This window comes from Brevundimonas sp. (assembly GCF_027484365.1).
Taxonomy (GTDB): Bacteria; Pseudomonadota; Alphaproteobacteria; order Caulobacterales; family Caulobacteraceae; genus Brevundimonas.
Map to the genome: position 1 here is coordinate 1 of NZ_JAIXTC010000026.1, position 24,310 is coordinate 24,310.

The 24,310-nt window shown below is 66.5% G+C and carries 28 protein-coding genes and 1 pseudogene; 23 read left to right on the top strand and 6 right to left on the bottom strand.

Translation table 11 applies throughout. From position 1 onward, the window contains the following. Together Q0044_RS13935 and Q0044_RS13940 are read left to right on the top strand one after the other, a co-directional pair. Nucleotides 1-108, top strand: a pseudogene (locus Q0044_RS13935) (IS30 family transposase); the annotation flags it as partial. Between the two features lie 86 nt (nt 109-194). Further along, a complete protein-coding gene (locus Q0044_RS13940) occupies nt 195-695 on the top strand; it encodes a hypothetical protein (protein WP_298163053.1) in 501 nt (166 codons plus the stop codon). Between the two features lie 48 nt (nt 696-743). Here Q0044_RS13940 and Q0044_RS13945 read toward each other — a convergent pair whose 3' ends face one another. From Q0044_RS13945 to Q0044_RS13955, 3 genes are all read right to left on the bottom strand, one after another. Continuing rightward, entirely contained in the window at nt 744-1,622 is an 879-nt protein-coding gene (locus Q0044_RS13945; protein WP_298163054.1) for a ligand-gated ion channel, read from the bottom strand. Between the two features lie 172 nt (nt 1,623-1,794). After that, nucleotides 1,795-2,580 (bottom strand): nucleoside triphosphate pyrophosphohydrolase, encoded by a 786-nt coding sequence (mazG, locus tag Q0044_RS13950; RefSeq protein ID WP_298163055.1) that lies wholly within the window; start codon nt 2,578-2,580, stop codon nt 1,795-1,797. After that, the gene (locus Q0044_RS13955) at nt 2,577-3,950 is read right to left on the bottom strand and encodes an MFS transporter (RefSeq protein ID WP_298163056.1); all 1,374 of its coding nucleotides are present in this window, start codon (nt 3,948-3,950) and stop codon (nt 2,577-2,579) included. Before Q0044_RS13955 ends, mazG begins: the two co-directional genes overlap by 4 nt. Nucleotides 3,951-4,073: 123 nt before the next feature. Between Q0044_RS13955 and Q0044_RS13960 the strand changes: the two genes are divergently transcribed. From Q0044_RS13960 to ygiD, 4 genes are all read left to right on the top strand, one after another. Further along, nucleotides 4,074-4,922 (top strand): D-alanyl-D-alanine carboxypeptidase family protein, encoded by an 849-nt coding sequence (locus Q0044_RS13960; RefSeq protein ID WP_298163057.1) that lies wholly within the window; start codon nt 4,074-4,076, stop codon nt 4,920-4,922. Continuing rightward, nucleotides 4,919-5,386, top strand: coding sequence for a hypothetical protein (locus Q0044_RS13965; protein WP_298163058.1), 468 nt, complete (start codon nt 4,919-4,921; stop codon nt 5,384-5,386). The genes Q0044_RS13960 and Q0044_RS13965 overlap by 4 nt, the downstream gene beginning before the upstream one ends. 64 nt (nt 5,387-5,450) lie before the next feature. Then, complete coding sequence (wrbA, locus tag Q0044_RS13970) at nt 5,451-6,053, top strand: NAD(P)H:quinone oxidoreductase (protein ID WP_298163059.1); 603 nt, start codon at nt 5,451-5,453, stop codon at nt 6,051-6,053. A gap of 3 nt (nt 6,054-6,056) precedes the next feature. Next, nucleotides 6,057-6,812, top strand: coding sequence for a 4,5-DOPA-extradiol-dioxygenase (gene ygiD, locus Q0044_RS13975; RefSeq protein ID WP_298163060.1), 756 nt, complete (start codon nt 6,057-6,059; stop codon nt 6,810-6,812). Nucleotides 6,813-7,054: 242 nt separating this feature from the next. On the opposite strand, the gene Q0044_RS13980 is transcribed toward ygiD, so the two are convergent. Then, nucleotides 7,055-8,611, bottom strand: coding sequence for an AMP-binding protein (locus tag Q0044_RS13980; protein WP_298163062.1), 1,557 nt, complete (start codon nt 8,609-8,611; stop codon nt 7,055-7,057). 315 nt (nt 8,612-8,926) lie between these two features. On the opposite strand from Q0044_RS13980, the gene Q0044_RS13985 reads away from it, so the two are divergent. From Q0044_RS13985 to Q0044_RS14065, 17 genes are all read left to right on the top strand, one after another. Continuing rightward, the gene (locus Q0044_RS13985) at nt 8,927-9,649 is read left to right on the top strand and encodes a hypothetical protein (protein ID WP_298163063.1); all 723 of its coding nucleotides are present in this window, start codon (nt 8,927-8,929) and stop codon (nt 9,647-9,649) included. Between the two features lie 207 nt (nt 9,650-9,856). Then, nucleotides 9,857-10,819 (top strand): lipoyl synthase, encoded by a 963-nt coding sequence (gene lipA / locus Q0044_RS13990; protein ID WP_298163064.1) that lies wholly within the window; start codon nt 9,857-9,859, stop codon nt 10,817-10,819. Nucleotides 10,820-10,989: 170 nt separating this feature from the next. Next, nucleotides 10,990-11,445, top strand: coding sequence for a type II toxin-antitoxin system RatA family toxin (locus tag Q0044_RS13995; RefSeq protein ID WP_298163065.1), 456 nt, complete (start codon nt 10,990-10,992; stop codon nt 11,443-11,445). Further along, a complete protein-coding gene (locus tag Q0044_RS14000) occupies nt 11,442-12,569 on the top strand; it encodes an NAD(P)/FAD-dependent oxidoreductase (RefSeq protein ID WP_298163066.1) in 1,128 nt (375 codons plus the stop codon). The genes Q0044_RS13995 and Q0044_RS14000 overlap by 4 nt, the downstream gene beginning before the upstream one ends. Further along, nucleotides 12,562-13,092, top strand: a complete 531-nt coding sequence (locus tag Q0044_RS14005; RefSeq protein ID WP_298163067.1) for a GNAT family N-acetyltransferase — start codon at nt 12,562-12,564, stop codon at nt 13,090-13,092. Before Q0044_RS14000 ends, Q0044_RS14005 begins: the two co-directional genes overlap by 8 nt. Then, entirely contained in the window at nt 13,089-13,610 is a 522-nt protein-coding gene (locus tag Q0044_RS14010; RefSeq protein ID WP_298163068.1) for a GNAT family N-acetyltransferase, read from the top strand. Before Q0044_RS14005 ends, Q0044_RS14010 begins: the two co-directional genes overlap by 4 nt. A 122-nt stretch (nt 13,611-13,732) precedes the next feature. Beyond that, on the top strand, nt 13,733-13,915 hold the full coding sequence (gene rpmF / locus Q0044_RS14015) for a 50S ribosomal protein L32 (RefSeq protein WP_029416334.1): 183 nt from the start codon (nt 13,733-13,735) through the stop codon (nt 13,913-13,915). A 229-nt stretch (nt 13,916-14,144) separates the two neighbouring features. Next, entirely contained in the window at nt 14,145-15,422 is a 1,278-nt protein-coding gene (eno, locus tag Q0044_RS14020; RefSeq protein ID WP_298163071.1) for a phosphopyruvate hydratase, read from the top strand. 136 nt (nt 15,423-15,558) lie between these two features. After that, on the top strand, nt 15,559-15,888 hold the full coding sequence (locus Q0044_RS14025; protein ID WP_298163073.1) for an FtsB family cell division protein: 330 nt from the start codon (nt 15,559-15,561) through the stop codon (nt 15,886-15,888). Nucleotides 15,889-16,012: 124 nt separating this feature from the next. Next, nucleotides 16,013-17,062 (top strand): pyruvate dehydrogenase (acetyl-transferring) E1 component subunit alpha, encoded by a 1,050-nt coding sequence (gene pdhA, locus Q0044_RS14030; RefSeq protein ID WP_298163075.1) that lies wholly within the window; start codon nt 16,013-16,015, stop codon nt 17,060-17,062. Then, a complete protein-coding gene (locus Q0044_RS14035; protein WP_298163076.1) occupies nt 17,059-18,420 on the top strand; it encodes a pyruvate dehydrogenase complex E1 component subunit beta in 1,362 nt (453 codons plus the stop codon). Before pdhA ends, Q0044_RS14035 begins: the two co-directional genes overlap by 4 nt. Beyond that, nucleotides 18,417-18,725, top strand: coding sequence for a DUF5076 domain-containing protein (locus tag Q0044_RS14040; protein ID WP_298163077.1), 309 nt, complete (start codon nt 18,417-18,419; stop codon nt 18,723-18,725). Before Q0044_RS14035 ends, Q0044_RS14040 begins: the two co-directional genes overlap by 4 nt. Then, the gene (locus Q0044_RS14045) at nt 18,722-20,008 is read left to right on the top strand and encodes a pyruvate dehydrogenase complex dihydrolipoamide acetyltransferase (RefSeq protein ID WP_298163078.1); all 1,287 of its coding nucleotides are present in this window, start codon (nt 18,722-18,724) and stop codon (nt 20,006-20,008) included. Before Q0044_RS14040 ends, Q0044_RS14045 begins: the two co-directional genes overlap by 4 nt. 4 nt (nt 20,009-20,012) lie before the next feature. Then, complete coding sequence (locus tag Q0044_RS14050; protein WP_298163080.1) at nt 20,013-20,495, top strand: glutathione peroxidase; 483 nt, start codon at nt 20,013-20,015, stop codon at nt 20,493-20,495. Nucleotides 20,496-20,554: 59 nt separating this feature from the next. Continuing rightward, nucleotides 20,555-20,968, top strand: coding sequence for a hypothetical protein (locus Q0044_RS14055; protein WP_298163081.1), 414 nt, complete (start codon nt 20,555-20,557; stop codon nt 20,966-20,968). Nucleotides 20,969-21,136: 168 nt separating this feature from the next. Next, nucleotides 21,137-22,540: a dihydrolipoyl dehydrogenase gene (gene lpdA, locus Q0044_RS14060; protein ID WP_298163082.1), complete on the top strand. Its 1,404-nt coding sequence runs from the start codon at nt 21,137-21,139 to the stop codon at nt 22,538-22,540. Next, a complete protein-coding gene (locus Q0044_RS14065; protein WP_298163083.1) occupies nt 22,541-22,942 on the top strand; it encodes a DUF4279 domain-containing protein in 402 nt (133 codons plus the stop codon). A 2-nt stretch (nt 22,943-22,944) separates the two neighbouring features. Here the strand turns inward: Q0044_RS14065 and Q0044_RS14070 are convergent, their stop codons facing one another. Both Q0044_RS14070 and Q0044_RS14075 read right to left on the bottom strand, forming a co-directional pair. Further along, the gene (locus Q0044_RS14070; RefSeq protein ID WP_013269402.1) at nt 22,945-23,127 is read right to left on the bottom strand and encodes a DUF3606 domain-containing protein; all 183 of its coding nucleotides are present in this window, start codon (nt 23,125-23,127) and stop codon (nt 22,945-22,947) included. 54 nt (nt 23,128-23,181) lie between these two features. Further along, complete coding sequence (locus Q0044_RS14075; protein WP_298163085.1) at nt 23,182-24,282, bottom strand: PLP-dependent cysteine synthase family protein; 1,101 nt, start codon at nt 24,280-24,282, stop codon at nt 23,182-23,184. Between the last annotated feature and the right edge of the window lie 28 nt (nt 24,283-24,310).

Sequence of the window (24,310 nt, forward strand, 5' to 3'; positions counted from 1 at the left end):
GCCCAGCTCAGCTCCATCGCCCGGCAGCTCAACGAACGACCCAGAAAGACCTTGCTCTATCGGACACCAGCGGAGACCTTCGCCGAGTGTGTTGCAGCGATCAGTTGAGCCCACCACCCATAGCGGACGTCCGGAGGGTCTGCTTAAGGTGCCAACGTCCGAATCTGACGCACCCCCATGGCAGGGTTCCCGCCATGACCTCGAACACGCAACTCGACCCGCTATCCCTCGACGGTCTCGGCGGCGACTATTGGGATCATGCCCGGCGGGAGTATCTCGCAGGCGTCAAGGCGACGACCGTCTGCCAGCGCTACGGCATGTCGCTGAGTTCCTTCCGCCAGCATGCGCGGGTCGGAGGCTGGCGGCGTATGGACCAGCCCGGATGCGAGGCGCCGCCGGAGCCTGGCGAATATCATCCCGACGACGACGTCAGCTTCGCCGACCTGGCCGACGAAGCCTTCATGAACATCCGCCGGGCCCTCGGCACGGGCCGCGCGTCAGAGGCCTCGACCTGGATGCGCGTCTACGACAGGCTCGCTGATCGAGCCCGCGCCCAGGTCATGGCCGACCTGCCCGACATCGCGGCGCAGCCCCGGCTGGAGCCCAGGCGGGAGCCGCTGAGGCTCGTCTCGACGGAGGAGGGAACTCTTAGTGATTTGAAGGCGGTGGCCGAAAGTCCAGAGATCGAGCCGTAGCCGTTGGACTCTCTGCACCCTGTTTTTCAGAGTCCAATCCGTTGCCGCCTAGGTCTGGGCCATGACGAGCAACACTAGGTTGGCGAGGAGGTAGGATCCGGCCAGTCCCGCCGAAACCAGTCGGTCCTGGCGCAACATGGCATCGGGACTCAGTGCGGTGGCGACCCACCTGTGGGCGGCGATGGTCCAGGCGGTCGATGCGACGATCAGGAGCAGCAATGTCAGATAGAGGTAGTCCAGAAGGTACATTCCTCCGCGGGCGCCGATCAGGTTGTCGGTCGTCGAGTATCCGACCACGACGGCGAACAGTGCGGAGCCGAGAACACCCATCCGCCCGAGGAACATCGACTCGCTGACGATGTTGAACAGCATGCCGGCGAAGACAAGGAGGGCGACGATGTACAGGCTGAACGTCGCCTGGGCAAAGGTGGCCCAGTGGGCTCGCTCGGCCGGAATGGAGACGGTCAGCCGCGCATATCGGCTGCTTCCATCCGGCAGGCTCGGATCGCCGAACGTTGTCGGATAGGTATAGACGGACGCGGCTGCGGTGAGCTTATCCAGCTCCCAGCCGGGAACGCTCACTGCGGGGCTCAGTCCGGATTCGTCGCTGTCGGCGGTGTAGAGCAATTCGCGATCGTCCAGCACAGCCTCTTCCACCTGGATGGTGAGCTGCTGCCGGTCGAAGGGAAAATCTTTGAGTTCGAAGGTGTTGCGAAAGGTACCTATGAACTTTCGGGTCGACCACCAGCCATCGTCACGCTCCAGCTTGTCCTCCAGGTCGGCGCTGATGTCCTCGCCGTTTGGAAACTCCAGGGTCATCAGGGGCTCGTCGGTCTGCTCCGGACACACGCTCCACATCCAGAACACGGCCTTGAAGGTGCCGTCACCGGAATCGATGCCGTAAAGCTTGGTGACATAGGCTCCCATCCGGCACGTCGTCGGCGCGTCCTCGGCCCGACTCTGTCCCGGCAGCCCCACTGCGATCATGACCAGTAAAACAAGAAGGAGCGGCCCCAGCCGCACTGACCCTGACATCTTCCCGCGTTCCCCCGCTGGCAGAGGAACTCATCATCACACATATGGTTAAGCTTGCAAGCTGTCAGGCCCGCTCCGCCACCTTGGCCGCGTCCCACAGGCCGTCCATCTCGGCCAGGTCCGACTGCTCCGGCGTCCGCCCGGCCTTGGCCAGTTCCGCCTCGATGAAGCCGAACCGGCGCACGAATTTGGCGTTGGCCCCGCGCAGGGCGTCCTCGGGCTCCACGCCCAGTTTCCGGGCCAGGTTGGCCACCACGAACAGCAGGTCGCCGACCTCCTCGCGGGCCTTGTCCAGGTCGCCCGCTGCGATCTCGACCTTCAGCTCGGCGACCTCCTCGGCCAGCTTGTCGAAGACCTCGTCGGTCGAGGGCCAGTCGAACCCGACCCGGGCCGCCCGCTTCGTCAGCTTGGCCGCGCGGTGCAGGGCGGGCAGGCCCACGGGCACGTCGTCCAGCACCCCGTGCTGGGCCTTTCCGGCCCGCTCCGCCGCCTTGATGTCCTCCCAGCGCAGCTTCTGGGCCGGGCCGGAGGTCTGGGCCGCCTCGTCGGCGAAGACATGGGGATGGCGGCGGACCAGCTTCTCCGACATGGCGTCGGCCACGTCGTCGAAGGCGAACAGCCCCTGTTCCTCGGCCATCCGGGCATGGAAGACGACCTGGAACAGCAGGTCCCCGAGCTCGGCCCTGAGCTCCCCCATGTCGCCCCGCTCGATGGCGTCGGCCACCTCATAGGCCTCCTCGATCGTATAGGGGGCGATGGTCGCGAAGGTCTGTTCGACGTCCCACGGGCAGCCGCCGTCGGGGTCCCTCAGACGGACCATGATGGCCTTGAGCCGGTCGACCGGGGTCATGCCCCGCCTCCCTGGGAGAGGCTCCCGTCGCGGGCGTCGAGCGCCTTGCGGATCTCGTCGTGCCGGGCCGGCGTCAGCGGGTAGTTCTTCAGCAGCAGGGCGGCGCTGGCCAGCAGCAGGCCGGGCAGGGCGATGAACAGGATCTGGAGGATCAGCAGCGAGCTGTCGGTATTCCCCTCCGGCGGCGGCACGGCCTGGAAGCCGACCCACTGAAGGATCAGATAGGGGATCAGGGCCACGACATGCCCGACCTTGGTCGTCGCCGACAGGATGGAGAACATCAGCCCCGTCCGGTCCACCCCGGTCTCGAGCCGGACCTCGTCGCCCACGTCGGCCATCATGGCCCGCAGCAGGAATAGTCCCGCCGCATAGGGCAGGCCGGCGATGAACATGGCCGCCGCCGTCACCGCGAAATTGCCTCCGGGGACCAGGGTCGCGCCGATATAGAAGGCGGCGAAGACCAGACTGGCCACCGCCAGCGCCCTGTCCTTGCCGATCCGCGTCGCCAGCCAGGCCCAGAAGGGCGCGCCGATCAGGCCGGCGACGAAATACAGCAGCATGAACAGCGACGCCTGGGTGTGGTCGTAGCCCTTGATCTGGCCGAAGAAGAAGAACAGCAGCGACCCCGTGATGCCCGGGGCGACGCCCAGAACCACGTCGGCCAGCAGCAGCTTGCGCACGGCCTTGCGCCTGAACAGCTCCAGATAGGCGCCGAGCCCCCCGTGGGGCGCGGCCCCGGCATTGACCGGCTCCGGCACGGCGAACAGGGCGAGACCGACGGTGACCGGCAGGGCGATCAATATGGCCCAGCCCATGATCCTCACGCCGTCGGCATAGTCCCCGATGCCTGTCTGGATGACGACCGTCGGCAGGATCAGGATCAGGATGACGCCGATGATGTTGAACACCTGCCACCAGCCATAGACACGGCTGCGCTGGTCGTACTCGGGCGCCAGGACCGAGGCCCAGCCGAGCTGGCCTAGGGTCCCGATCGAGAATCCCAGATAGAGGACCAGCAGCCAGCCGAACAGATAGACGGCCCCCGCTCCGGGTTGAACCGCCACGAACATCATGAAGGCCGCCAGCATCAGGATCGGCGTCGAGGCGACCATCCAGGGGCGATAGCGGCCGAACCGGGTCTTCGTTCGGTCCATGGCCCAGCCGATGAAGGGGTCGAAGGTGATGTCGATCAGGCGGACCGCCATGAACACCGCTGCCACGACACCCAGTTCCAGCCCCACATGGGTGGCGTAGAACTCGGGCAGGGTGACCGGCAGGGCGACTCCGAAGGCGGCCAGCGGCAGGCAGACCGCCGAAAAGGCGGCGAGGACGGCATTGCTGCGCCGGGGCGACCTGGGAGCGTCGGACATGTGGAAATCCAGCGGCGTCGCCTGAGTCGGCGGACGATCTCACCATGCCAGTTTTGATCGCGGCGGGAGAGGGGCCTTGCTTGCGCCGCAACCGTGAGGCTTCCTCTCGGGATGCGCGCGGGGATGGCGGGATTGATTGTGGCGGCGGCCCTGGCATGGGGCCTGCCCAACGCCGCCTCGGCCCAGGGGCGGTGCGAGACCCAGCGGCAGGCCTGGGCCGATCAGGCCGTGGATAACGCCATCTCCCTCTATTCACTGGAGTGGACGCCGTTCGGAGCGGCCGAGGTCGGCTGGACCACCTATCTGCCGCTGCTGCAGAAGGAACTGGGCACGGACTGCGAACCGGGCACATCCGACTTCGCTGCGGCCCTGGCGGCCTTCCAGGCCCGGTATGCGCTCCCTGCGACGGGTCGGTTCGATCCGGCGACCTTCAATGTGTTGAAGGGTATCCTGCAGGAGCGGCGGCCGTTCGTGATGGCTCGGGTGCGCGACGAATGCCCCGATCCGCCGCCCCTGCGCGAGCTCGGCTATCTCGAGGCGCCGGAAGAGCACGCCGACCGGCTGACCCGGCTGCTGAGGCGCGACGTGCTGGACGCCTATCGTCGGATGGTCACCGCCGCACGCGCGGAAGTACCGGAGGTCCGCAACGACCCCGAACTGCTGCAGATCTTCTCGGGCTTCCGGGACCCGGAGGCTGATGCGGCGCGCTGTGCGGCCGAGCGGAACTGCGACGGCCTGAGGCGGGCGGTGTGTTCGCCCCACCGGACGGGAACGGCCGTCGATCTCTATGTCGGCCAGTTGCTGGGGATGGGGGTCGATTCGACCCAGCCGGAGAGCCGGCAGCATATGAGCCAGGGCGCGACCTATCGCTGGCTGGTGAAGAACGCCGGCCGGTTCGGCTTCGTGCCCTATCTCTACGAGCCCTGGCACTGGGAGTGGGTCGGGCCCTCTGAGGGCCAGAACAGGCCGTGAGGGCGCTGACCGACGGCGAGCGGCGGCTGGCCCGGAGCGAGTTCGGGGATGCACTTGACCTCGGGTCCATCCGACTGGTGCCGACGCCCTGGCCGTTCGATCGGGCCTTCGTTCCGGGGCGCTGGTTCGGGCGCGACTGGATCCTGTGGCCGGGTCGGAGCCTGCCCGCGGACTTCGGCGTCGCCCCGGTCGGGCTCCAAGCCGTTCTGATCCATGAGCTGGTTCACGTCTGGCAGGCTCAGCGGGGCGTCAACCTGTTGGCCGGCAAGATCAGGGCAGGGGACGGCCCCTCCGCCTATGGCTACCCCAGGGCTCCATGCGGGTGGGACGCGCTGAACATCGAGCAGCAGGCCATGGCGGTGGAACATCGCTTCAGGGCGGCCCGGGGCCTGCGGGTCCCGGAGGAGGCGTCGCTCTATGCCGGGCTCTGTCCCATCGGATCGAAAACCGGCCGGGGGACTTGAACCTGCGCAGGGGATGGTTAAATCTGTCACTGCAATAGTTGCAGAACAAAGACAGGAACGACCGATGACCAAGGTGCTGGTTCTCTATCACTCGACCTACGGCCACATCGAGCAGATGGCGGAAGCCGTCGCTGAGGGCGCGCGCTCCGTTACGGGCGTCGAGGTCGACATCCGCCGCGTCCAGGAGACCGTGCCCGAAGAGCTGGCGATCAAGTCGCACTACAAACTGGACCAGAAGGCCCCGCTCGCCGACGTCAACGAGCTGGAACAGTACGACGCCATCATCGTGGGGGCGGGGACCCGCTTCGGCACCGCGGCGGCCCAGATGCGGAACTTCTGGGACCAGACCGGCGGCGTGTGGTTCCAGGGCAAGCTGGTCGGCAAGATCGGCGGCGCCTTCACCTCGTCCGCGACCCAGCACGGGGGCAATGAGACGACCCTGATCGGCCTGATCCAGACCCTGATGCACCACGGCATGGTGGTCGCGGGCCTGCCCTACGCCTTCCAGGGCCAGATGACCCTGGAGGAGATCTCCGGCGGATCGCCCTATGGCGCCACTACCATCACCGGCGGCGACGGTTCGCGTCAGCCCAGCGCCAATGAGCTGGCCGGCGCCCGTCACCAGGGCGAATACATCGCCGGACTGGCGAAGAAGCTGACGGCCTGAGCCATGCGCCAGCCCGCAGTCTTCTTTGGGCACGGTTCGCCGATGAACGCGCTGGGCGGGCCCTATGCCGACGCCTGGCGCGCGCTCGGCGAGGCCATCGGCAAGCCGAAGGGTGTCGTCATGGTCTCGGCCCACTGGGAGACTCGCGGGCTCGGCGTGACGGCACAGGCGAGGCCTGAAACTATCCATGATTTCGGAAACTTCGGCCCGAAACTGCATGCGATGCAGTATCCGGCGCCGGGGTCACCGGAGCTGGCCCGGCGCGTCGCCGAACTGGTCGGCGCCCAGCCTGTCGAACTGTGGGGGCTGGACCACGGGACCTGGTCGGTGCTGGTCCATGTCTGGCCCGAGGCGGACGTACCGGTGGTGCAGCTTTCGCTCGATCGCGACCTGACGGCGCGCCAGCACTACGAACTGGCGAAGCGGCTGAGACCTCTGCGAGAAGAGGGTTATGTCATCGCCGGCAGCGGCGACTTTGTCCACAATCTGAGGACCTGGAAACGGGACGGCGGCGAGGCCTATCCGTGGGCGACGAGTTTCAACGAAGCGGTCAAGTCAGCCTTCGAGCGCAGCGACCACGACGCCCTGATCGACTGGGTCGACCTGGCCGAGGATGCGCAGCTGAGCGTGCCGACCGACGAACACTATCTGCCGCTGCTGTACGTCGCGGCGCAGGCCGAACCGGGCGACGCTGTCAGCTTCTTCAACGACGTGATCGAAGGCGGCTCGATCTCGATGACGGGCGTTCGGATCGGCTGATTTCGTCCATTCGTCAGGACGAAAAACAAGATGACGAAACGGACGAAACGGACGAATGGGTCGTGATTTCCGCTGAATCAGAGACTTACGCAGAATGCTTCAGGCTGGCGTCCTGACCGCAGCGGACGGCGCGAACAGGTGTGAATACAGCTTTCAAAGACCCGGCCAGGCAGGTGGTGGCTGCCTCTGGCCTCCACAAGAGCGAGAGAAGAAAATATTCTCAGGCTTCTGGCAGGACCCGATCAGGCCGCCTCGGCCAGGTCCACCAGGCCCTGGATCGCGACATAGTCCGTCTTGCCGGTCCCCAGCACCGGCAGTTCCCGCACCCTGACGATCTTCTTGGGCACAGCCAGCTCAGGAGCCCCGTGGGCGCGGGCCCACTCGGCGATCTTGCCGACGTCGGCATCGCTTCGCTCGGTGACCAGGACCAGTTTCTCGCCCTTGCGGCTGTCGGCGATCGAGATGACGGCATGGCGGTTGTCGGGCCAGACGGCCTGGACCAGACCTTCAACGGCGCTCAAGGAGACCATCTCGCCGCCGATCTTGGCGAACCGCTTCACCCGGCCAAGGATGGCGATATAGCCCTCAGGGTCGATGTCGACGATGTCGCCGGTGTCGTGCCAGCCGCCGTCCAGCGGATCGATCCTCGTCGGATCCTCGGGCGACATATAACCGGCCATGACATTGGGGCCGCGCAGGAACAGGCGCTTGCCCTCGGTAATGCCCTCGACCGCCTCCAGACGCGCCTCCATGCCGGGCAGGAGCTGGCCGACGCTGCCCGGCCGGTTGCGGTCGGGATGGTTCACGGCGACCACGGGCGCCGCTTCGGTCGCGCCATAGCCTTCCAGCAGCTTCACGCCGCCGAACTTGGTGTTGAACAGGTGGTGGGTCTCGTCGCGGACCCGCTCGGCGCCCGCGACCACGAACTGCAGGGTGCGGAAATCGTCCGGCGAGGCCACGCGCGCCCACTGGTTCAGGAAGGTGTCGGTCGCGAACAGGATGGAGGCCTTCACCTCGGCCAGCAGGGCGACGATCTGTTTGCCGTGCAGGGGGGAGGGGTACTGGAAGGTCTTCAGCCCGTTCAGGATCGGCAGGATGACCCCGCCGGTCAGGCCGAAACAATGGAAGGTCGGCAGGGGATTGAACATCACCCAGTCCGGATCGAGCGGGATGTGGGCGTTCACCTGACGCGCATTGGCGACGAGGTTCTTCTGGCTCAGCAGCACGCCCTTGGGCGCGCCGAAGCTGCCGGAGGTGAACAGGACCACGCCCGGATCGTCGGGTTGGGTCTTCACGCGGAACTGCTTGGGCGCGATGCCCGCCATGAGGCCGAACAGCTTGTCCTGCAGGCCGATCGTGGCGCGGACGTCGTCGAGCCAGACGATCTCGGCGACCGTCTCCAGCTGGGCGATCAGCTCCTCGAGCTTGGCCTGTTCGACGAAGCGACGGGCGCACAGGATCTTCCGGACCCCGGCCGCCTGGATCGCCGCCTTCAGATTCCGCTCGCCCGAGGTGAAGTTCAGCATCACCGGTACGCGGCCGAAGGCGTGCAGGCCGAAGAAGGTCACCACGACGCCCATGGAAGAGGGCAGCAGGATGCCGACGCGCTCGGCGGGTTGCGTCATGCCCGCGATCTTGCGGCCCAGCACGAAGGCCGCGCGGATCAGGCCGGTGTAGGTGAGGGGCTTGCGGTCCTGGTCCTCCAGAATCTCCTTGTCGCCATAGCGGGCGCGCGCCGCGATCAGGGCGTCGAACAGGGATTCTTCGCCTGCCGATGGGTCGAGGCCGGGCCTAAGCAATACGCGTCTCCTCCGGGGGGCCTTGTCGCCGCCCCCTCGCTGTCAGGCGCGCAAACTAGTTAAGCCCGGCGCTGATGAAAAGATGCGTTACACGGCGTGAGGGTTTGGAGAGGCGGGCGAGGTGTAGGCCCCAATGTTTCACGGGTGCCGATCCTGGGCTCGGGCGAACTTCCGTCTTCGTGCCGTTGCGGACCTAGGACCCGATGGTAGAAGTGGCGAGCGTCGCCAAGGGGAAACCTGCGGCTGCCGAGGCACCGAAATAGGGACCCAGCGCCGCTTCTTCGTTACTCCACCCGCCCAAACAAGGCGCTGATTTTGACCTCGAACGACCTCGATTTCGCGAGCCTCTTAGCACAACGAGACGCCGCTTATTGGGCCTGCGTCGCCGCGCTCGCGGCTTGGCTGAGCGTCGTCACTGCGGGCGTAGGCCTCTATCTGCTCTGGAGACAGCTCGCCGCGAACACGGCAGCCTTGATCGCGGCGAGTAGAAGCGCCGACGCTGCGGCATCAGCGTCCGAGATTGCGTTTCAACACAGCCGTCCTTGGATGAAACTGACGCTCAACAGTCGGGAATCGCAGATTTTCTTCACGCCGCCGTCCGGCGGACAAGATCAACCGCCGCAGCTAAGTATCCCAATCCGATACGAGAATGTGGGACAAACCCCAGCCTTGGGGCATCTGATCATCCCAAAAGGCGTGCGAGATCCACACTTGGATAACGGTGCCAGCGTGCGGGCTGCGTGGGACGAAATCCTAGCGACCAACTGGAATCCCCAAGAAGCGGTTTTTCCAAAAGAAGCTCACGAAATGGGGATGGGGGCTTGGCTGCCGTGGCCTAGCGATCTGCAGAGCGGCCATTTCGTCGTTCTGCTCGTCTCCCTGTATAAGAGCGCGATCGACGGGCCTTGGCACGCCACGCCTTTGCTCGTGTGGCTTCACGGACCGCAGCCGACTGGCAATCCAGTGCGGGCCCCAAATGGCGCCTGGTCGAGCGTGATCCTGACTTCCGGCGGGGGGATGGGCACCCACCCCATCTGACTCCCCGTTCGCCGCCCCGGCCGAAAAGCGGGCGGCGTGGAGCGAATGTCCACCTTCCACCTGGAACTGACGTCGAGCGAGCCTGTTTTGGGGCGGAGCCATCTCGGTACAACGGCCTCCACGCACACCGACACAGGCCGTGACTTGCCTTCCGCAGGCGGAACGACGACATACCCTGTTCAAGTCCCAGGAGCCCGGCCCGCCTCGATGGTCACCCTCATCGACACCCTGACGCGCAAACCGTCAGACCTGCGTCACCCGGAAAAGCAGAACCGGCCCGAGACGGCCGTGCTGCGCAAGCCCGACTGGCTGAGGGTCAAGGCGCCCGGGTCGGGCCAGTACAACGCCACGAAGGACATCGTCCGGTCCAAGGGGCTGGTGACCGTCTGCGAGGAGGCGGCCTGTCCGAACATCGGCGAATGCTGGAGCCAGAAGCACGCCACCCTGATGATCATGGGCGACACCTGCACGAGGGCCTGCGCCTTCTGCAACGTCAAGACGGGCCTGCCCCAGCCGCTGGATCCGGAAGAGCCGGGCAAGGTCGGGCTGGCGGTGTCGCAGCTGGGGCTGAACCATGTGGTGATCACCTCGGTCGATCGGGATGACGTCTCGGACGGGGGCGCGGCCCATTTCGCCGAGGTCGTGCGCCAGATCCGGTTGCAGGCCCCGAACACCACGATCGAGATCCTGACGCCTGACTTCCTGCGCAAGGACGGCGCGGCCGAGGTGATGATCGACGCCCGGCCGGACGTGTTCAACCACAACCTCGAAACCGTGCCGCGGCTGTATCTGAAGATCCGGCCGGGCGCCCGCTACTTCCACTCCCTGCGCCTGTTGCAGATGGTCAAGGAGCGTGACCCCAACCAGTTCACCAAGTCCGGCATCATGGTCGGTCTGGGCGAGACCAAGGAGGAGGTCATGCAGGTGATGGACGACATGCGCTCCGCCGGCGTCGACTTCATCACCATCGGCCAGTACCTGCAGCCGACACGCAAACACGCCGCCATCGACCGGTTCGTCACGCCCGAAGAGTTCAAGGCCTATGAGGCGATCGCCCGGGCCAAGGGTTTCCTGATGGTGTCGTCATCGCCGCTGACGCGGTCGTCGCATCACGCCGGAGACGACTTCGCCCGGCTGAAGGCGGCGCGCGAGGGGCAGAACAGGCGTTGATCATGCAGTCCGTCACCCTTCTCCCCCCGGGGGAGAAGGTGGGCCCGCAGGGCTCGGATGAGGGGGCGGGTTCAGCGAACCGGCTCCTGCCGATCGAGCGTGCGGACGCAACCCCCTCATCCGTCTCGCTTCGCGAGCCACCTTCTCCCCCGAGGGGAGAAGGAGTCTAGATGGCCGTCCACCGCGTCACCCGCACTCTGCCCTATACGCCCGCCCAGCTCGCCGACCTGGTGGCGGACGTGGAGGCCTATCCGCGCTTCGTGAAATGGGTCAGTTCCATGCGGGTCTGGAACCGGCGCGAGGAAAGCGAAGGCGTGTCCCTGCTGGACGCCGAGGCGGCGGTAGGGTTCTCGTTCCTGAAGGAGCGGTTCTCGACCTGGGTCCGGCATGACCGCAACCTGCCGCGCGTCGAGGTCGGACTGTTGCGCGGTCCGTTCAGGCACCTCAAGAACCGCTGGGATTTCCATGAGACTCCAGAGGGTACGCGGCTGGAGTTCACGATCGACTTCGCCTTCAAAAGCCCGATCCTGAACGCCATGCTGACTGCCAATTTCGACCTCGCCGTCGGCAAGCTGATCCAGAGTTTCGAGGATGAGGCCGCGCGGCGGTACGGCAGGCCGGAATGACGGCGTTCGACTTCGACGCGGTCGTGGTCGGGGCAGGGGCGGTAGGCCTCGCCTGCGGGCGGGCGCTGTCGAAACGGGGGCTGACCGTGCTCGTGCTCGAGAAGGAGCCGCACATCGGCCAGGGCGTCTCCTCGCGCAACTCCGAGGTCATCCACGGCGGGCTCTACTATCCGACCGGATCGCTGAAGGCGCGGTTCTGCGTCGAGGGGCGGCGGGCGCTGTACGCCTATCTGGAAACCCGCAAGATCGACTACCGCAAATGCGGGAAACTGGTCGTGGCGACGCGCGAGGACGAGGTCGCCCATATCGAGGCGATCTTCGAACAGGCGAGGACGAACGGCGTCGAGGGCCTGGAGCATCTGACAGGCGAACAGGCGCGGGCGCTCGAGCCGGGGCTGAACGCCCATGCCGCCATCCTGTCGCCCGAAAGCGGGCTGTTCGCCAGCCACGACTATATGCTGGCCTTGGAGGGCGAGATCGGAGACGCCGGCGGCTCGGTCGTGGTCTCGACACCGTTCGAACGGGCCGAGCCCCTGCCGGGCGGCGGGTTCACGGTCACGGCCGGAGGGCCCGATTCCGGAGGCGGCGGGGCGACCCTGACCTGTCGCCTGCTGGTCCCCGCACCCGGCCTGTCTTCGCAGGAGGTCGCGGGGCGGATCGCGGGCTTCCCGGCAGATCGCATCCCCGAGGGCCATTTCGGCAAGGGCGTCTATTTCCGCCTGACCGGCAAGGCTCCGTTCGAGCGGCTGATCTATCCGCCGCCCATCGCGGGGGCGCTGGGCACCCACTATCGCAGGGATCTGGGCGGACAGGCAGTATTCGGGCCGGACCTCGAATACGTCGAGACCGAGGACTATTCCGTCGATCCGGGCCGGGCCGAGGATTTCGCGACCTATATCCGCCGCTTCTGGCCGGGCCTTCCCGACGGGGCCCTCACGCCCGACTACGCCGGGATCCGGCCCAAGCTGCATGGTCCGGGAGAGCCCCAGCCCGACTTCCAGCTGCGCGGCGCCGACGACCACGGCATCGACGGCCTGGTCGCCCTGTTCGGCATCGAAAGCCCGGGCCTGACCAGTTCCCTTGCGATCGGCGAGGCGGTTGCGGATATGCTGGAGCATGACTGAGCTTCTTATCCGCGACGCCGAGGCGTCGGACATCCCGGCCCTGCATGGCCTGATCGAAAGCGCATATCGCGGCGAGGCCTCCCGCGCCGGCTGGACCACCGAGGCCGATCTGCTCGGCGGGCAGCGAACCGATGCGGACGAACTGGGCGTCATCATCGCCGATCCGGACCAGTTCGTGCTGACGGCCTGGGACCGCTCCGAACTCGTCGCCTGCGTGCGGGTCCTGAAACTTTCGGCGGACGCGGGATATTTCGGAATGCTGTCGGTGCGCCCGACGCTTCAGGCCTCGGGACTCGGCAGACGCATGGTCGCGGCGGCCGAATCGGCCATGGCCGGGCGGTTCGGTGCCAGCCGATCCCGCATCCAGGTTTTTCCCCAGCGACAGAGCCTGATCGCCTGGTACGAGCGGCTGGGCTACGTCGCGACCGGCGAAACCGCGCCCTTTCCCTATGACGACCCGCGCATGGGACTGCCGCTGCGGGACGATCTCAGCTTCATCATCCTCGAGAAGCCCCTGGGATGACGACGATCCGGACCGGGCGTCTCATTCTACGCCCCGCGCGATCTGACGATCTGGACGCCATCCACGCCGTCCTGTCGCACCCGGAGGCCATGCGCTGGTGGTCGACTCCGCCACATGAGGACATCGAACAGTCGCGAACCTGGCTGGAGGCGATGATCGCCAATACGGCGGCGGGCGCGGCGGATTTCGTCGTCGAATACGAGGGCCGCGTGATCGGCAAGGCCGGGTGCTGGAAGGCACCCGACGTGGGCTACATCCTGCACCCGGACGTCTGGGGGCGGGGGCTGGCGACCGAGGCTCTCAGCGCCGTGATCGACCACGTCTTCGCGACGGAGGACCTAAAGGCGCTCAATGCCGACGTCGATCCGTACAATGCGGCGTCGATCCGATTGCTGGAGCGGCTGGGCTTCGTCAGGACCGGCGAGGCAAAGGCCACCTGGCATGTCGGCGGCCAGTGGATGGACAGTCTCTACTACGGCCTCGAACGGTCTCGCTGGCCGGCGAGTCAGGAGGGTTGAACTTCCATCCGGCTTGAGGCATAAGCCCGCGCTCGCTGGCGGCTCTTTCGAAGGGCCGCCGCTTCTGTTTTTTGCGTCAGGCCCTCGCGGGAACCGGCGCCGTATACGAGATCGAGACGGACATGGCCGTTCCTAAGCGCAAAGTATCGCCCTCGCGTCGCAACATGCGCCGCGCCCACGACGCCCTGGGTACGAACCCGTACACCGAGGACAAGGACACGGGCGAGCTGCGTCGCTCGCACCACATCGACCTGAAGACCGGCACCTATCGCGGCCGTCAGGTTCTGACGCCCAAGGAAGACTAGTTTCGACGCGAGGCCGGGCGCCGGTCTCCCGCCGAAACCGTGAAGTTTACGGCGCGCGGGTCAACCGCGCGCCGTTTTCGTGTGATTTCGGATCTTCGCCCGTCGCGGAAGCCCGGCCATCCAGCTGGTCGAAAGCTGCGGCTGATCCGGTCCGGCTGCATGGTTGGCGATTCGCGGGTGTCGGGCTAAACCCCGACGCCTGCACTCCCTCGCACTCGAAAGCCTCTCCATGACCGACATCGCCGACATCGTCGCCCGCCAGATTCTCGACAGCCGGGGCAACCCCACGGTCGAGGTCGATGTGGTTCTGGATGACGGCAGTTTCGGTCGCGCCGCCGTGCCGTCCGGCGCCTCGACCGGCGCCCACGAGGCGGTCGAACTGCGTGACGGCGACAAGGACCGCTGGGGCGGCAAGGGCGTCCAGAACGCCGTCGACGCCGTCAACGGCGAGATCTTCGACGCCCTGTCGGGCATGGACGCCGAGGACCAGCGCCGTATCGACGAGGCCCTGATCACCCTCGACGGCACCGAGAACAAGGGCCGTCTGGGCGCCAACGCCATCCTCGGCGTCTCCCTCGCGGTCGCCAAGGCCAGCGCCATTTCCGTCGGCCTGCCGCTGTTCCGCTATGTCGGCGGCATCTCGGCCCGCGTCCTGCCGACCCCGATGATGAACATCATCAACGGCGGCGCCCATGCCGACAATCCGATCGACATCCAGGAGTTCATGATCCTGCCGACGGGCGCCGAGAGCTTCTCCGAAGGCCTGCGCATGGGCTCGGAAATCTTCCATGCCCTGAAGAAGCAGCTGAAGGACGCCGGCCACAACACCAACGTCGGCGACGAGGGCGGTTTCGCCCCGAACCTGGCCTCGGCCGAGGAAGCCCTGAGCTTCATCACCAAGGCGGGCCAGGCGGCCGGCTATCTGGCGGGTGAGGACTTCCACCTCGCGCTGGACGTCGCCGCGACCGAATTCTTCAAGGACGGCGCCTACAACATGGCCGGGGAGGGCAAGATCCTCGGCGGCGAAGGCATGGTGGCCTATCTGGCCGACCTGTGCGAACGCTTCCCGATCGTCTCTATCGAGGACGGCTGCGCCGAAGACGATTTCGAGGGCTGGAAGCTGCTGACCGACGCGCTTGGCGAGCGGGTCCAGATTGTCGGCGACGACCTGTTCGTCACCAACCCGGCCCGACTGGCGGCCGGCATCGGTGAAGGCCTGGCCAATTCGATCCTGATCAAGGTCAACCAGATCGGCACCCTGTCCGAGACCCTGGACGCCGTCGATATGGCTCACCGCGCCGGCTACACGGCCGTCATGAGCCACCGCTCGGGCGAAACCGAGGATTCGACCATCGCCGACCTGGCCGTCGCCACCAACTGTGGACAGATCAAGACCGGCTCCCTCGCCCGCTCGGACCGTACGGCCAAATACAACCAGCTCCTCCGCATCGAGGAACTGCTGGGGGATCAGGCCAGCTACTACGGCGACGGAATGCTGCTGAAGTAGGCGATCGACAGGGGCGGGCGTCAACGGCGTCCGCCTTCGCCGTAAAACTACGTAGTTCTACGGCAAAGCTAGGGTTTGTTAGGCATTTTCGGTCACACAGGATCAACTGTGTTCACGCTCAGAAGGAGCGTTCGTGATGCCCGAACGGATGAAGCCCTATTCGCTGTCTGCCTTCCTGTTTCTGCTTGTCGTCTATCTGGGCGTTCAGGCGCTGACAGGAGAACGGGGCCTGCTCAGCGGCGCTGCCCGCGATGCGCGGCTGGCCCAGCGCGAGGCGCAACTCACCTCCCTGACCGAACAGCGGGCGGACCTCGAGGTGCGTGTCCACTACCTGCGCACCGGCAGCCTGTCGCGCGACCTGCTGGAAGAGCGGGCCCGCGCCGTGCTCGGTTTCAGCGATCCGCGCGACTATGTGATCCGCACGGTCGCCGTCGCGCCCGTCGCCGCGAGCGCAACCCTCTCCTGAACTCTTGTTACAGCCCGGGTTGCGTGCTTTGCCTTTGGGGAACGAAGGCTGCTACAGCCGCTTTCCGTAACGACAAGAGGCCCGCACGGCGCGTTTCGCCATGGGCTCCACCGGGAGATGCCGGATGGCGAGAGCCGCCCAGAAGACCACGGATTCCAAAGGGTCCGCCAAGATTCCAAACGCGCCGACGGCGTCCAAGGAGGACCTGCTTCGGTACTATCGCGAGATGGTCCTGATCCGCCGCTTCGAGGAGCGGGCAGGCCAGCTGTACGGCATGGGTCTGATCGGCGGATTCTGCCATCTGTACATCGGCCAGGAGGCCGTGGCCGTCGGCGTTCAGGAGAGCGTCAAACAGGGCCATGACAAGATCATCACCGGCTACCGTGACCACGGCCATATGCTGGCCGCCGGCATGGACCCGAAAGAGGTCATGGCCGAACTGACCGGTCGCTCGGGCGGGTCGTCCAAGGGCAAGGGCGGGTCGATGCACATGTTCGACGTGCCGACCGGCTTCTACGGCGGTCACGGCATCGTCGGCGCCCAGGTGGCCCTCGGCACGGGTCTGGCCTTCGCCGGCAAGTACCGCGGCGATGACTCGGTCGCCTTCATCTATTTCGGCGACGGCGCCTCGAACCAGGGCCAGGTCTACGAGAGCTTCAACATGGCCCAGCTGTGGAAGCTGCCGGCCATCTACATCATCGAGAACAACCAGTACGCCATGGGCACGAGCATCGAGCGCTCGTCCTCGACGACCGAGCTCTATATGCGCGGCTCCAGCTTCGGCATCCCGGGCGAACAGGTCGACGGCATGGACGTGCTGGCGGTCAAGGACGCGGTCGAGCGCGCCGTGAAGCGGGCCCGCGAAGGCGGCGGCCCCTTCATCCTCGAGGTGAAGACCTATCGCTATCGCGGTCACTCGATGTCGGACCCGGCCAAATACCGGTCCAAGGACGAGGTCGACGAGGTCAAGAAGACCCGCGACCCGATCGACCACGTGAAGATGCTGCTCGAACAGGCCAAGGCCACCGAGGACGAGCTGAAGGCCATCGACGCCGAGATCAAGCAGATCGTCGCCGAGGCGGTCCAGTTCGCCCAGGAAAGCCCTGAGCCCGATCCATCCGAACTCTATACCGACGTCTATGTGGAGACCCCCGTCTTGGAGAACGCCCAGTGACCGACATTCTGATGCCGGCGCTGTCGCCCACGATGGAAGAGGGCAATCTGACCAAGTGGCACGTGAAGGCGGGCGACACGGTCAAGGCGGGCGATGTGATCGCCGAGATCGAGACCGACAAGGCCACGATGGAGGTCGAGGCCGTCGACGAGGGCGAGATCGCCGAGATCCTGGTGGCCGAGGGCGCCGAGGGCGTTAAGGTCAACACGCCGATCGCCCGGATGGCCGGTGAGGCCGGGGCGGCTGCGCCCGCGCCGAAAGCCGAGCCTGCGGCTGCGGCGCCCGTCGCCGATGCCCCCGGCGAACCCGAGAAGGCAGCCGCTCCCGCAGCCGCCCCGAAGGCCGAGCTGCGTGATCCGGAAATCCCGGCCGACGCCAGACTGGTCAAGACGACCGTCCGCGACGCCCTGCGCGACGCCATGGCTGAGGAAATGCGCCGGGATGACAACGTCTTCCTGATCGGCGAGGAAGTCGCCCAGTACCAGGGCGCCTACAAGGTCAGCCGCGAACTGCTGCAGGAGTTCGGCGACCGCCGCGTGGTCGACACCCCGATCACCGAGCACGGTTTCGCCGGTCTGGGCGTCGGCGCCGCGATGTCGGGCCTGCGCCCCATTGTCGAGTTCATGACGTTCAACTTCGCCATGCAGGCGATCGACCACATCATCAACTCGGCGGCCAAGACCCTCTATATGTCGGGCGGCCAGATCCGGGCCCCCATCGTGTTCCGCGGCCCGAACGGCGCCGCCAGCCGCGTCGGCGCCCAGCACAGCCAGGACTATTCCGCCTGGTACGCCCAGGTGCCCGGCCTGAAAGTCGTCGCGCCCTATGACTCCGCCGACGCCAAGGGCCTGCTGAAAGCCGCCATCCGCGATCCGAACCCGGTCGTCTTCCTCGAACACGAGATGATGTACGGCATCGAGTTCGATGTGCCGGACGTCGAGGACTGGATCGTCCCGATCGGCAAGGCCAAGGTCCGCCGCGAGGGCACGGACGTGACCATCACGGCCCACGCCCGCATGGTCGGCTTCGCCCTGCAGGCCGCCGAACAGCTGGAGGCCGAGGGCATCTCCTGCGAGGTGGTCGATCTCCGCACCCTGCGTCCGCTGGACCACGAGACCATCGTCGCCAGCGTCAAGAAGACCAGCCGTCTGGTCTCGGCCGAGGAAGGCTGGGGTCCGATGGGCGTCGGCGCCGAGGTCGTGGCCCGCGTCATCGAACATGCCTTCGACTATCTGGATGCCCCGCCGATGCGGGTTCACCAGGAAGACGTGCCTCTGCCCTATGCCGCCAATCTGGAGGTCCTGTCGCTTCCGGGCGTGGACAAGATCGTCGCAGCCGTGAAGGCGGTGATGGCGTGAGCAACGAGCCGTCCGAGTTCCAGCTGACCGTCCCGGACAGCGTCGCCTCCGATCTCGATGCGGTCGAGATGCTGCGCTGCTGGTGGTCGCGCGGCGAACCCGTGATGGCGATCAAGCCGGCCTTCCAGGACCCCCGGGCCTATGGAGGCCTTCTGGCCATCGCGGCCCGGAACATCGCCTATGTCTATCATGCGGCCAAGGGGCTGGATGAGGACGAGACCTATCGTCAGGTGCTGTCCGGGCTGGAAGCGGCCCTGGCCGGCCCCGGCTATCAAACCGTCGCCGAGACCAAGAGCGAAGCATGACCGACATCCTGATGCCCGCCCTGTCGCCCACGATGGAGGAGGGCGTTCTGGCCAAATGGCACGTAAAGGCCGGTGACATCGTCAAGGCCGGCGATGTGATCGCCGAGATCGAGACAGACAAGGCCACGATGGAGGTCGAGGCCGTCGACGAAGGCACGATCACGGACATCCTCGTGGCCGAAGGGACCGAGGGCGTGAAGGTCAATACGCCGATCGCGCGTCTGGCGGACGAGGGCGGCGCGGCCGCGCCCGCGCCCAAGACCGCTTCACCGGCCCCGGCCGAGGCTCCGAAGGCTGCGGCAGCAGCCGCTCCTGCCGAGGCTCCCGGGGCCGCCGCACCGGCGCCCGCCGCTGCCCCTGTCGCGAAATCCGGCGAACGCGTCTTCGCCTCGCCCCTGGCGCGTCGTCTGGCGAAGGACGCCGGCCTCGACCTGTCGACCCTGAAGGGCTCCGGCCCGCATGGCCGTATCGTGAAGTCCGACGTGGAGGCCGCCGGCAAGGGCGGCGCCCGCCCGGCCGCTGCGCCCGCGACCGCGGCTTCGGGCATTGAGGCCCGCAAGGTCCAGTCGCTCGCCGAGATGGGCATCCCGGACGGCAGCTACGACCTCGTTCCCCTGGACGGCATGCGCAAGGCGATCGCCCGCCGCATGGTCGGCTCGATCCAGAACGTGCCGCACTTCCCCCTGACCATTGACGTCGAGATCGACGCCTTGCTGGCCGCGCGCGCCAAGGTCAACGCCATGCTCGAGAAATCGGGAGTGAAGGTCTCGGTCAACGACTTCGTCATCAAGGCCGCCGCTATGGCCCTGAAGGCCGTGCCGGAAGCCAACGCCAGCTATTCCCCGGAAGGCATCGCCCTGCACCACAACGCCGACGTGGCCATGGCGGTGGCGATCGACGGCGGCCTGATCACCCCGATCATCTTCAAGGCCGAAACCAAGACCCTGTCGCAGATCGCTGTAGAGTCGAAGGATCTGGCCAAACGGGCGCGCGAGCGCAAGCTGAAGCCGGAAGAGTTCCAGGGCGGCACCTTCTCGGTCTCCAACCTGGGCATGTTCGGCATCAAGCAGTTCTCCTCGATCATCAACGAGCCCCAGGGCGCCATCATGAGCGTGGGCGCCGGCGAGCAGCGTCCGGTGGTGAAGAACGGCCAACTGACCGTGGCGACCGTGATGACGGTCACCGTCACCTGCGATCACCGCGTGGTTGACGGCGCGACCGGCGCCCGCTTCCTGCAGGCGTTCAAGCCCCTGATCGAAGACCCTGTGACCATGCTGGCCTAAGGCGATGACCGGCTCGGTCTATGACTTCACCGCAATCGGGATCGACGGGACCGAGGTCCCGCTGGGCCGGTTCCGGGGCCAGGCCCTGCTGATCGTCAACACCGCGTCGAAATGCGGGTTCACCGGCCAGTACGCCGGGCTGGAGGCCCTGCATCGCCAGTACTCTGACCGACCCTTCGAGGTGCTGGGCTTTCCGTGCAACCAGTTCGGCGCCCAGGAGCCGGGCCGGGCGGCGGAGATCGCCTCCTTCTGCAGCTCGACCTTCGACGTCAACTTTCCGATGTTCGACAAGATCGAGGTGAATGGCCCGAACCGGCATCCGCTCTACGACTGGCTGACCCGGCAGAGGCGCGGATTCCTCGGCATACGCGACGTGAAGTGGAACTTCACGAAGTTCCTGACCGACCGCGAGGGAAGGGTGGTCGCCCGTTTCGCGCCCCGGATCGAGCCGGCCGAGATCGCCCCCGAAATCGACAAGGTCCTCTGACCCGACCGATTGCGCCGGTCGGCGAGGTGGCGCACCTTCGCGCCGGGGAGGGGCCGCCGATGGACGCCGACAGGCTTGAGAGATCCGCCCAGTTTCTGCACAGCACGACGCTGAGCGTGGGCTCGATCGTCATCGGGGCGGTGGGCCTCGACAAGGTCAGCACCACCATCGACGTCGGCGACCCGGCCCGCACGGCCCTGCTGGCCGCCCTCGGCTTCCTCGTGGTCGCCGGCGTCGCGGGCGCCCGCCTGATCCTGCACCTGCCGAGGGAGACGGAGGGCGCGGACATCCTCAGCCACCGTTTGCCGCTCATCGATCTGGGTCGGTACAGCGTGGCGCCCTTGAGCGTCGGCTTCTGGCGGGGTCTTCAGCACTGGGCCTTCCTGCTCGCCATCCTGTGCACGGTGGCCAGCGGGGTCCTGACCGCCCGGGCAGAGGACCTGCCCGCGCCAACGACGGCCGCCGCCTCGTGATGGTCAGGGTGTCGCGCGGCTGACCGAAACCGGCGCCGTCAGACCGGCATGCAAGGACCGGCCCCGACGGGATCAGCCGGTCACGGCTGGTTACGAGCGGGACCGCCAAGCTTTCAGCCGGGGGCGCAGGCCGCTACAACCCCATGATCTTGCAGCGGAGGCTTCGACTTGGCCGACTTCGATCTCATCGTCATTGGTTCGGGCCCCGGGGGCTATGTGGCCGCGATCCGCGCCAGTCAGCTGGGCCAGAAGGTCGCCATCGTCGAGCGCGAGAGCCTGGGCGGCATCTGCCTGAACTGGGGCTGTATCCCGACCAAGGCCCTGCTCAAGTCGGGTGAGAAGTTCGAGAGCCTGTCCCATCTGAAGGAGTACGGCCTGTCCGCCTCGGGCGCGACCTTCGACTTCGACGCCATCATCCAGCGCTCGCGCGGCGTGGCGGCGACGATGAACAAGGGCGTCGCCTTCCTGATGAAGAAGAACAAGATCGAGGTCATCGAGGGCTCGGCCAAGCTCGAGAAGGGCGCCGCCGCCCCGAAAGTGGTCATCGCCCTGAAGGCCGGCGGTTCGCGCACGGTCGAGGCCAAGGCGGTTATTCTGGCCGTCGGTGCCCGCGCCAGGGCCATCCCCCAGATCGGCCTGGAGGCCGACGGCGACCGGATCTGGGCCTACCGCGAGGCCCTGGCCCCCAGGACGATGCCGGCCTCCATCATCGTCATCGGCTCCGGTGCCATCGGCATCGAATTCGGCAGTTTCTACAGGGCTCTGGGCGCTGAAGTGACCGTGGTGGAAGCGGTCGATCGCATCATGCCCGTCGAGGACGAGGAGGTCTCCAAGGCCGCCCAGAAGTCGTTCGAGAAGCGCGGCATCAAGTTCCGTCTCGGCTGCAAGGTCACGAAGGTGTCCCGGGCCGGGAAGGGGGTCCAGGTCGCCATCGAGAAGGACGGCAAGGCCGAAACGCTCGAGGCCGAGGTCTGTATCTCGGCGGTCGGCATCACCGCCAACACCGACGGCATCGGTCTGGAGGCGCTGGGCGTCAACATGGACCGCGGCCACATCACCATCGACGGCCACTGCGCGACGAATGTGAAGGGGCTCTACGCCATCGGCGATTGCGCCGGCGCGCCCTGGCTGGCGCACAAAGCCAGCCACGAAGGCATCCACGCGGCCGAGTATATCGCCGGCTACAAGACCCCGAACGTCCATTCGCCGATCGCCGGCTGCACCTATGCCCAGCCCCAGGTGGCCTCGGTCGGGATCACGGAGCAGGGCGCGCGCGAGGCGAAGCGCGAGGTCAGGATCGGCCGCTTCCCGTTCCGGGTGAATGGCAAGGCCGTGGCGGCGGGCGAGGTCGACGGCTTCGTCAAGGTCATCTTCGATGCGAAGACCGGGGCCCTGATCGGCGCCCATATGATCGGCCACGAGGTCACCGAGATGATCCAGGGCTATGTCACCGCCATCACCATGGAAGCGACCGAGGAAGACATCCACGGCATCGTCTATCCACACCCGACCATGTCGGAAGCCATGCACGAGGCGGCGCTGGACGCCTACGGGCGGACGATCCATCTGTAGATGGCGGGCATCGGACGTACAGTTCTGACGCTTCGCTTCTATGGCGACGATCTCGATCCCGCGAAAGTGACGGCGCTGATCGGTGCCGAGCCTACGAAGACCGAACTTAAAGGACATGTCTGGCCCAGCGGTCGCGTGTCGAAGGCGGGCTCTTGGCGGCTGTCCGTCGGCGACCGAGAGCCCGGCGATCTGGACGGCCAGATTCGCGAGCTGTTTTACGGCCTGACCGAAAATCTCGAAGTCTGGGCTGATCTCAGTGCGCGCTATGACGGGGATCTTTTCTGCGGCCTGTTCATGGAATCCTCGAACGAAGGCTTGGATTTAGAACCCGACACGCTGGCTATGATCGGAAGCCGGGGCCTTCGGTTGGGATTCGATATCTACGGTCCGGTCGAGGATTAAGCTCAGCGCTTCTTCCCCAGCTCCGCCGCGATGTCCTTGACCATGCGGCCGGCCTTCCTGTGGGCGGCGGTGATCTGGTCGCGGGTCACGCCCCAGCGCTTCATCCAGTATTCGACGGCCTGACGCTCGGACAGGTCCAGACGGTCCTTGTCGATGAAGCCGCGTTTGTCCTTGAGACCGGCCATGGTGGCTCCGTAAGAAATATGAACAGGATCAGAGGGCAGGGGGCCCGACTTCAATCAGCCGGGTAGCCGCCCATCCGCGAAGAAGGCGTCCATTCTGCGCTCCCAGGGGTCGACGTCAAAGCCCTGGGCCGCCAGCCAGTCGTCGTTGAAACAGGTCGAGCCATAGCGGTCACCGTGGTCACACAGGATGGAGACGATCGAGCCGCGCTCACCGGCATCGGCCATCTCGGAGGCGAGCAGGGCGCAGGCCCACAGGTTGGTGCCGGTCGATCCGCCGACCCGTCGGCCCAGACGGCGGCTCAGCACCCGGGCCGCTGCGATCGAGGCGACGTCGGGCACGGCGATCATCCGGTCGACCACGCCGGGGATGAAGGAGGGCTCGACCCGGGCGCGGCCGATGCCCTCGATCCGTGACGGGACTTCAGACGTCGTCTGAACCGCCGGATCGGCCCAGTGGCGGTGGAAGACCGAGGCCTCGGGATCCGCGACGCAGACCCGGGTCTCATGCAGATTGTAGCGGGCGAACCGGCCGATGGTGGCGGAGGTGCCGCCGGTGCCCGCGCCGCAGACCACCCAGCGCGGGATGGGACAGGGTTCGCGCGACATCTGGGCGAAGATGCTCTCGGCGATATTGTTGTTGCCGCGCCAGTCCGTGGCCCGCTCGGCATAGGTGAACTGGTCCATGTAGTGGCCGCCGAGGTCCCGGGCGAGCTGTTCGGAGGCCGCATAGGCGTCGCCGGGACGGTCCACGAAATGGCAACGGCCGCCGTAGAACTCGATCGCCTGGATCTTTTCCGGCGCGGTCGAACGCGGGACGACGGCGATGAAGGGCAGTTTCAGCATCCGGGCGAAATAGGCCTCAGACACCGCCGTCGAGCCGCTGGAGGCCTCGATGATCGTCATGCCTTCGCCGATCCAGCCGTTGCAGAGCGCATAGAGGAACAGGGACCGGGCCAGCCGGTGCTTGAGGCTGCCGGTCGGGTGGCTGGACTCGTCCTTGAGGTAGAGGGCGATGTCGGCCAGGGCGGGCAGATCGACGGGGATCAGGTGGGTGTCGGCTGACCGGTTGTAGTCGGCCTCGATGCGCCGCACGGCATGGGCCGTCCAGTCCCTGGAAACCGGCGACAGGGTGGCGAGAGGCAGGACGTCGGACATGGATACAGTTTGCGCCTAAGATATATTA